This window comes from Micromonospora sp. 4G55 (assembly GCF_016803375.1).
In genome coordinates, this window is sequence record NZ_JAEVHN010000232.1 from 1 (window position 1) to 8,765 (window position 8,765).

Genomic DNA, 8,765 nt, shown 5'->3' on the forward strand with positions numbered 1-8,765 from the left:
GTGCTGCACTTCGGGGTGGACACCACCCGCGGCGCGCTACCTCGGCTGGGAGTCCGGGCGCGGGGTGGAGAGCGTCCTGGTGGAGGTCACCGGCGGGCGGCGGGTGGCGATCGACGTGGCGCCCGACCCGACTGAGGTCGAGCAGGCCCGCCACGAGGGCATGATCTATGGCCCGGACCGGACCACGTCGGCCGACTTCGACGGGCGGGCCGAACGGCTCCCGCGGCCGGCCCCGGCGGCGAGCCGGGCTGGGTGCTGCGCTGGCGGCTCGGGCCGCTGCACGCCCGGGCCACCACCGTCGGTCCGGACGCCACCGCCGTGCGGACGGCCGTCGGTGCGCTGCGGATGGACCAGGCGCACCGGTGCGCCACCCCGCTCCGGCTCACCATGCTGCCGGCCGACGCGTTCCTGTCGCGCTGCGCGGTCAACGTGGTCGACTTCCCCGACTCGCTGGACGTCACTCTCACCGTCGTCGCGCCGGGGGAAAAGGTGATGGACGTCCGCTTGGAGCGTCACTCGGAGATCGCCGGGGGCCGGGGCACGGGTAACCGGACGATCGGCGGCAGAGCGGCCTACCTCCACCCCCGGGGCGATCAGTTGGAGCTGCTCGGCATTCCCAAGGCGCACCTCACCGCCCGCTTCGGGTGGCCGCAGCAGGGGTTCACCGAGTCGGACGCGGCCACGGTGCTCGGCGGGGCGCGGATCGAGGGCGACCTCACCCGGCCGGAGAGCTGGGACTGACCGGGCACCGGCCGGCGGAAGGTCCCGGCCGCCGGACCGTACGCTGGAAAGCGTGAGTCCCCGTCGCAATCGTCCCCGCCGGGACGACGCCGCCCACCTGGAGCCCGACCGCGTACGCCAGGGCGTCGCCTCGGTGCAGCAGTGGCGCGACGGCGAGTGGCAGGTACGTGGGATCGGCGGCGGGGCGTCCACCAAGACGTACCGCTGCCCCGGCTGTGACCAGGAGATCCGCCCCGGGGTGGCGCACCTGGTGGCCTGGCCGGCGGACGGCACCGGCGACCTCACCGACCGCCGGCACTGGCACAGCGGCTGCTGGCGGGCCCGGGACCGGCGCGGCCCGGCGATCCAGCGCGGACGCAGCGCGCCGAAGTACGGCTGAGCGATCTGGATCACCCTGTTTCCGCCCGGGCGGGCGGCGGTGGTGAAGTCGCGCCAGACTTGAGCGGTGAGCACACCGATCCGCGCGTCGTCGATCCTGCCCGGCCACCGGGAGGACATCGAGCTGCACACCGCTGACGGCCTGCGCCTGGTCGGTGAGCTGGCCCGGCCGCTCGACCGGGAGCCGGTGGCCACCCTGGTCTGCCTGCACCCGCTGCCCACCCACGGCGGGATGATGGACAGCCACGTCTTCCGCAAGGCGGCCTGGCGGCTGCCGGCCCTGGCCGACCTGGCGGTGCTCCGGTTCAACACCCGGGGCACCAGCAGCGTCCGCGGCACCAGCGAGGGCGCCTTCGACGCCGCGGTGGGGGAGCGCTTCGACGTGGCCGCCGCGATCGAGTACGCCGAGTTCCACGAGCTGCCGAACATCTGGCTGGTGGGCTGGTCGTTCGGCACCGACCTGGCCCTGAAGCACGGCTGCGACCCGGCGGTGGCCGGTGCCATCCTGCTCTCCCCGCCGCTGCGCTTCTCCGAGCCGGCGGATCTCGCGGTGTGGGCCGAGGCGGGCACCCCGCTCACCGCGCTGGTGCCCGAGTTCGACGACTACCTGCGGCCGGACGAGGCGCGGGAGCGCTTCGCGGCGGTGCCGCAGGCCGAGGTGGTCGGGGTGCCCGGCGCGAAGCACCTCTGGGTGGGCGACGCCGAGACGGTGCTGGACGAGATCGTCCGGCGGGTCAACCCGGCGGTGCCGCTGCCGCTGCCCACCACCTGGGACGGCCCGATGGAGACCGGCGACGTCAGCGCGTACGCCGACCGCACGGTGGCCTCCTTCGCCGACACGCCCGTCCCGGGGCCGGTGCGGGACTGAGGGTCAGCGGGCCTCCTGCCGGGGCAGCACCACCTCGCGCAGGATGAGCTGGAGCGCCGCCACCGTCGGGATGGCGATCAGCGCGCCGACCACGCCGATCAGCGCCACCCCCAGCAGCGCGGCGAGCAGGGCGGCCACCTCGTTGACCTCCACCGACCGCCGCATCACCTTCGGGTAGATCAGGTAGTTCTCCACCTGCTGGTAGATCAGGAAGAAGGCCATGCAGGCGATCCCCGTCGGCACTCCGGTGGCGAACCCGACCAGGGCGACGATCACCGCGCCGAGGGTGGCGCCGATCTGTGGGATCAGGTCGGTCACGGCGACGACCACGGCCAGCGCGAACGGGTACGGCAACCCGACGACCAGCGCGAAGACGAAGGTGCTCACGCCGGCCAGCACGGCGATGCTCAGCGCGCCCACCATGTACGCCCCGACCTTGGTCAGGATCGCGTCGCCGATCAGGCTGACCCGCTGCCGCCGCGAGCGGGGAACCAGCGCGTACGCCAGGGCGCGCAGCTTGTCGAAGTAGGCCAGGAAGTAGATGGTCAGCACCAGCACGGTGAGCGCCCGGAGCAGGGTGCCGAAGATGAGCTGGGCGCCGCCGAGCACCCCGCCGAGCGCCCGGCCCACGGTGTCGGCGTTCGCCGCCGACTGCACGCGCTCCATCACGTCGTACCGTTCCACCAGGTCGTTGACCGTCTGGTTGCGCCGCAAGTCCTCGATGTAGCTGGGGATCTGGTCGACGAAATCCCCGGTTTGCGTCACCACCGGGGGCACGAGCGCCACCAGGCCGCCGGCGATCAGCAGCACCAGGGTGAGCACCACCGTCGCCACCGCGAGACCGTGCGGCACTCCCCAGGAGCGCAACCGGACCACGGCCGGGTTGAGCCCGATCGCCAGGAAGAGCGCGATGACCACCAGGACGAGGATGCCGCCGGCGTTGCGGACGCCCAGATAGAGCGCGTACGCCAGCAGCACGCCGAGCGCCCCGGTGAAGCCGACCAGGAAGCTGCTCCGCCGCAGCGGCCGCCCCGGCTGGCCGTAGCGACCCGAGGGGGTCGCCACCGGAGCGGCCGGCTCGAATTCCGTCGAGTCGGCGTCGATCGACGTGGTCGCGTGCGCGCCGGCCGCGGGCCGTTCCCCGGTGGGCTCGAAGTCCGTGGGGTCGGCGTCGGTCGACGGGTGCTCTCCGTCGCGCTGATTGCGTCTCCCACCGGGCGTGGTGGGTCGGGTGCCGGCGTCGTCCCGAAATTCGCCCTCCACCGGTTCGTCCTGTCCCACCCGACCTCCCCGGATCGTGTCCCGGCGGTACGCCGGAACCTGTCGGACCGTCCCTGGCCCGAGCCCCGGGCCGGCCCTCTGCCCGGAGGGTAGTGGCCGGCAACTGCCCGAGCCAGCCCTGCCCGCATTGTCCGGCCGCCGTCCAGGTCGGGAGCGTGGGCCGCGACCGTGGCGGGCCGGACGGTCGTGGGTCGGGACCCATCGTGGGTCGCGATTGTGGCGGGGCTGGGACGGCTGTGGATCGGGACCGTCCTGGGCCGGGTCGAGGCGCGTCAGGACTCGGGACACGCTCAGGACCTCGACGGCACAGGGCGATCCGATCCGGCCGGTGGCGACGCGGACGGCCGGATCACCGCGCGGGGGCCGGGCGAATCCTGGCCCAGCTCAGCCGGGCGGCCGTTCCGGCGCTCGCCGCCGCCGGAACGGCCCCGGTCACTCGGACTCGGCGGTGACCTTGCTCGGCTTGGCGCCGCGCTCGTCGGTGGTCGGCTTGGTCGGCCGCTTGCCGTTCTCCCCAGTGCTGGTGATCTTGGTCGGGGTGGCCTCGCGGCCGCCCGCGCCGGGCACCGCGGCCACCGTCGGCTCCCCCGTCGACACCGGCGCTGGCCGTGCACCGTCCACGGTGGTCACCGGCTCGGCCGCCGGGCGTGCCTTGGGCTTCGTCCCGTCCGTGCCGGCGACCGGCTCAGCGTTCGGCCTGGCTCTGCCCGTGTCCGGTGCGGTCTTCGCGCCGTCGCCGGTGACTTTCGCGCCCTCGGCGATGGCCTTCACCGCGTCGGCCTTGGACTTCGCGCCGTCGCCGGTGGGCTTCGCGCCGTCGGTGCTCGGGGTGACCCCGGCGAGCGCCGGAGCGGCACCGTCCGTCGTCGGTACGGCCGCCGTCCCGGTGACCTTCCGGAGCTGGAACTCGGTGATCTGCCGCTGGAGCTCGTCGGACTCCTGCCGCGCCTGCCAGGTCTCCTGGCGCAGGTCGGCGAGCTGCTGCTGGGCCTGCGCGATCTCCAGCATCACCTGGGCGAGCTGCTGCCGGCCCGCCGCCGCCTCCTGCTGCGTCGCGGCCAGGTGCTGCTGGTGGTGGCCAGGTGCTGCTGGGTGGTGGCGGCGTACTCCTCGAACTGCCGGCGGGACGCCGCGACGTGCTCGTCGGCCTTGCGGCGCTTGTCGGCCGCATCCGTCTCGGCCCGCTGGAGCAGCGTGGTGGCCTCCTCCTCGGCCCGGCGCCGCATGGTGAGCGCGTCGACCTCGGCCGCCCGCCGGACCTCGGCGGCGCCCTGCTCGATCTCGTCGCGGCGCGCCGTCCACTCCCGCTCCAGCTGGTCGTGGCGGGTCTTGTGCTGCTTCTCCAACTCGTCGCGGCGCTTGGCGTACTCCTGCTCGATGGCGGCGCGACGCTGGGCCAGCTCCCGGTCGGCGGCCTCCCGCCGGCCGTTGACCTCCTTCTCCACGCCCGCCCGCCAGGCGCCCAGCTCCTGCTGCGTCTGAGCGCGGGCGTGCTGCACGTACGCCTCGGTCTCGCTGCGCATCCGCTGCACGTACGCCTCGGTCTCGGCGCGGCTGCGCTTGGCCGTCTCGGCGGCCTCCGTGGTCAGCCGGTGCGCCTCCTGCCGGGCCCGGCCCCGGGTGCCCTTCGCGGCCTCCTCGGCGTCGTCGGTGATCCGCTTGGCCTCCTGGAGGGCCTTGGCGTGGGTCGCCCGCCCGGCCTCGGCCGCCGACTCGGTGAGCCGCTTGGCCTCCTGCTGGGCCTTGGCGTGCACCTCCTTGGCCGCCTCGCGCAGCTCGGTGGCCTCCTGCTGCGCCTTCGCCAGCGCCTCCTTGGCCGTCTCGCGCAGCTTGGTGGCCTCCTGCTGGGCCCGGCTGTGGATCTCCTTGGCCGTGTTGCGGAGCTGGGTGGCCTCCTGCTGCGCCTTCGTCAGCGCCTCCTGGGCGGCGGTGCGCAGCCGGGTCGACTCGTCCTGGGCGGTGGCGCGTAGCCGATTCGACTCGTCCTGGGCCGTGGCCCGCAGCCGGGCCGCGTCCTCCTTGGCGCTCTTGAGCGCGGCCGCCGACTCGGCCTTACGGGCGGCGGTGTGCCGCTCCTCCTCGGCGCGCCGCGCCGCCAACGCGATCTCGAAGTCCTTGAGCGCCTGGGCGGCCTGCTCGCGGGCCTCGTCGATGATGTGCTCGGCGGCGGCGCGACGGGCCTCGATCTCCTCGCTGGCGGCGCTCAGGATGGCGTCCGCCTGCTCCTCGGCGAGGGCGAGGATCTGCTCGACCCGGGGTCCCAGGTGCTTGAACGAGGCGCGGTCCACCACGCCGATCTGCTTGCGCACCTGGGCCAGGTCCCGCTGGAGATGCTCGACCTGCCCGGCCAGCTTGTGGATCTGGGTGTACGCCTGTTCCCGCTCGGCCGTCAGGGTCGCGATCTCGTGCTCCGCACGAGCGACGTACCGGTCGACCTGTCGTTTCTCGTACCCCCGCAGGGCGGACTCGAAGCTGGGCTCCGTGGTCACGTCCCCGCCGAGAGCGAACAGTTCCTCGCCGTGCGACATGCCCCCATCCTCACACGCATCCGGTCCTGCTGGGGCGATACGGACGCCCCTGTTGCGACCTACTTCATCACGGTCGTACCGGCCGTATCAGGGGTTGGGAAACGCATACGGCGCGGGGCGCCACCGGTCACCCGGTGTCACCCCGCGCCGTGAACTCATGCCCCGACGGTGCGGTGGGTCAGCTGGCCGTCTCCGCGGTCGCCCGCTGCTCGGTGCCGGCGGCCTTGGCGGCCTCCGGCTTCGCCGGTGCGGCGGCCGGCTGCTGGGCCGGCACACCCGGCACGATGCCGGCCAGGCCGGAGAGCATCTGGCCGAGCTGCGAGGTGACGGCGTCCTTCTGGCGGGTGAGGTCCTCGACCTCGCGGCGGGCCGCCTGGGTGGTCAGCTCGGCCTCGGTGCGCGCCTCGGTGAGCAGCCGGTTCGCCTCGGCCTTGGCCTCGTTGAGGGTCTTGTCGGCGAGCGCCTTGGCCTTGTCGACGGTCTCGTTGGCGGTGCGCTCGGACTCGATCCGGCGGGCCTCGGCGCGCTGCTCGATCTCCTTGGCGCGCTCCTGGGCGGCGCGGGCCCGCTGCTCGGCCTCGCCGACCAGCTTCTGGGTCTGCGCGACCTGCGCGGCGTGCCGCTCGGACTCCTCGCGCTCGGCCTTCTCGCGGCGCTCGGCGAGCTGCAGCTCCAGGGCCTGGAGGTCCTTGTCCCGCTTGTCGCGGGCGTCGGTGAGCAGCTTGGTCGCCTCGGCCCGCTTCTCCTCGGCCTCGCGCGCGGCCTTGGCCCGCTGCTGGGTGATCTCCCGCTCGGCGGTGGCGCGCAGGGTGGCGACCTCCCGCTCGACCGTGGACTTCAGCTCAGCCACCTCGTGCGCGGTGACCGTACGCAGCTGCTTGGTCTCCCGGTCGGCGTCGGCGCGCAGGGTGTCGGCCTCGCGGCGGGCCTGCACGCGGACCTCGGCGGCCTCGCGCTCGGCGGTGGTGCGGACGTTGCCGGCCTCCCGCTCGGCGGTGGCCTTCATCGCCGCCGCCTCGGCGCGCGCCTTGTCGGTGATCTCCCGAGCCTCCAGGCGGGCCGCGGAGAGGATGCCCTCCGACTCGCGCTTGGCCTCGTTGCGGTGGTCGTTGGCCTGCTCCTCGGCCAACCGCAGGATCTGCTCGACGCGAGTGCCCAGGCCGGAGAGGGTCGGCCGGCTGTTCTCCTCGAGCTGCTTGTTGGTGTCGGTGAGCTTCTGCTCGAGCGCGCTCTGGCGCTGCTCGGCCTGGCGGAGCCGACGCTGGGCGTCGTTCATCCGCTGCTCGGCCTCGGCGCGGGCCTGCTCGGACTGGGTCAGCGCGGCGGTCATCCGGCCGATGAAGTCATCGACCTGGTGGGTGTTGTATCCGCGCAGGCCGACGGTGAAATCTGGCTGCGAGTTCGCGTTATCGAAGAACGCGAGAGGGGAGGACTGCTGCTGGGGCATTGGGACATACTTGCAGACCCCCCGGGGTCGTTCGCAAGAGCGGTCCCGAGCTTTCGTGTCCTCATTACATGGTCAACTTCCGCGCTCGGCGGACACCGGACCAATCGGCGATCTTGGCAGGTCCCGGGCGGGCCGAGGTCACGCCGAGTGAGCGGGAAAAGGGCCGCGGGGGATGCCCGCGGCCCTTTGTCCGATGTCACTCGAATGGGGGTGCGCCGCCCATGTGGAAAGGCAATGGCCGCCTCACCGCAATGGGCATGCCGGCATCACCCGGACGGCTCAGTGGCCGCGGAACCGGTTGATCGCGTCCTCGTGCCGGGAGCGCAGCTCGGTGTCCCGGACGCCCAGCCCGTCGGTGGGAGCGAGGCAGCGCACGCCGACCTTGCCCTGGTGGGCGTTGCGGTGCACCTCGTACGCCGCCTGGCCGGTCTGCTCCAGCGGGTAGGTCCTCGACACCGTCGGGTGGATCAGGCCGAGGGCCACCAGGCGGTTGGCCTCCCACGCCTCCCGGTAGTTGGCGAAGTGGCTGCCGACGATCCGCTTGAGGTGCATCCACAGGTAACGGTTGTCGTACTGGTGCTGGTAGCCGCTGGTGGAGGCACAGGTGACGATGGTGCCGCCCTTCTTGGCGACGTAGACGCTGGCGCCGAAGGTCTCCCTGCCGGGGTGCTCGAAGACGATGTCCGGGTCCTCGCCGCCGGTGAGCTCGCGGATCCGCTCGCCGAAGCGGCGCCACTCGTCCTGGTCCTGGGTCTGCTCGTCCTTCCAGAACCGGAAGCCCTCGGCGGTGCGGTCGATGACCAGCTCGGCGCCCATCTTCCGGCACAGCTCGGCCTTCTCCGGCGAGGAGACCACGCAGACCGGGATCGCGCCGCCGTTGAGCGCCATCTGGGTGGCGTAGCCGCCCAGGCCGCCGGAGGCGCCCCAGATCAGCACCACGTCGCCCTGCTTCATGTTCGCGCCGTGGTGCGAGACCAGCTGCCGGTACGCGGTCGAGTTGACCAGCCCCGGGCTGGCCGCCTCCTCCCAGCTCAGGTGGCGCGGCTTGGGCATCAGCTGGTTGGCCTTGACCACGCACAGCTCGGCCAGGCCGCCGAAGTTGGTCTCGAAGCCCCAGATCCGCTGCTGCGGGTCGAGCATGGTGTCGTCGTGGCCGGCCGCGTCCTCCAGCTCCACCGAGAGACAGTGCGCGACGACCTCGTCGCCGGCCTTCCACTTGGTCACGCCGGGGCCGGTGCGCAGCACCACGCCCGCCGCGTCCGAACCCACCACGTGGTACGGCAGGTCGTGCCGGCGGGTCAGCTCGGAGAGCCGGCCGTAGCGCTGAAGGAACTTGAAGGTCGGCAGCGGCTCGAAGATGCTGGTCCAGACCGTGTTGTAGTTGATGGCGCTGGCCATCACCGCGACCAGGGCCTCGCCCGGGGCGAGTTCCGGGGTGGGCACCTCCTGCAGGTGCAGGGCCTTGCGCGGGTCCTTGTCGCGGGTGGCCATCCCGTCGAACATCCGGGTGTCCTCGGCCCGG

General features: G+C 73.2%; 6 protein-coding genes and 1 pseudogene. 3 read left to right on the top strand and 4 right to left on the bottom strand.

Annotated elements, in window-relative coordinates; translation table 11 throughout:
- Positions 1-252 precede the first annotated feature (252 nt).
- The 3 genes from JNW89_RS19180 to JNW89_RS19190 all read left to right on the top strand — a co-directional run bounded on the left by JNW89_RS19180 (position 253) and on the right by JNW89_RS19190 (position 1,987).
- A complete protein-coding gene (locus tag JNW89_RS19180; protein WP_238449948.1) occupies positions 253-741 on the top strand; it encodes a hypothetical protein in 489 nt (162 codons plus the stop codon).
- Between the two features lie 97 nt (positions 742-838).
- Entirely contained in the window at positions 839-1,120 is a 282-nt protein-coding gene (locus tag JNW89_RS19185) for a hypothetical protein (RefSeq protein ID WP_238449951.1), read from the top strand.
- Positions 1,121-1,186: 66 nt separating this feature from the next.
- On the top strand, positions 1,187-1,987 hold the full coding sequence (locus JNW89_RS19190) for an alpha/beta hydrolase (RefSeq protein WP_238449949.1): 801 nt from the start codon (positions 1,187-1,189) through the stop codon (positions 1,985-1,987).
- 3 nt (positions 1,988-1,990) lie between these two features.
- On the opposite strand, the gene JNW89_RS19195 is transcribed toward JNW89_RS19190, so the two are convergent.
- From JNW89_RS19195 to ccrA, 4 genes and pseudogenes are all read right to left on the bottom strand, one after another.
- Positions 1,991-3,091 (bottom strand): AI-2E family transporter, encoded by a 1,101-nt coding sequence (locus JNW89_RS19195; protein ID WP_238449952.1) that lies wholly within the window; start codon positions 3,089-3,091, stop codon positions 1,991-1,993.
- A 609-nt stretch (positions 3,092-3,700) separates the two neighbouring features.
- A pseudogene (locus JNW89_RS19200) lies at positions 3,701-5,796 on the bottom strand (hypothetical protein).
- 178 nt (positions 5,797-5,974) lie between these two features.
- Entirely contained in the window at positions 5,975-7,243 is a 1,269-nt protein-coding gene (locus tag JNW89_RS19205) for a cell division protein DivIVA (RefSeq protein ID WP_238449740.1), read from the bottom strand.
- A 279-nt stretch (positions 7,244-7,522) separates the two neighbouring features.
- On the bottom strand, positions 7,523-8,765 hold a 1,243-nt coding region (gene ccrA, locus JNW89_RS19210; RefSeq protein ID WP_238449950.1), incomplete at its 5' end, for a crotonyl-CoA carboxylase/reductase.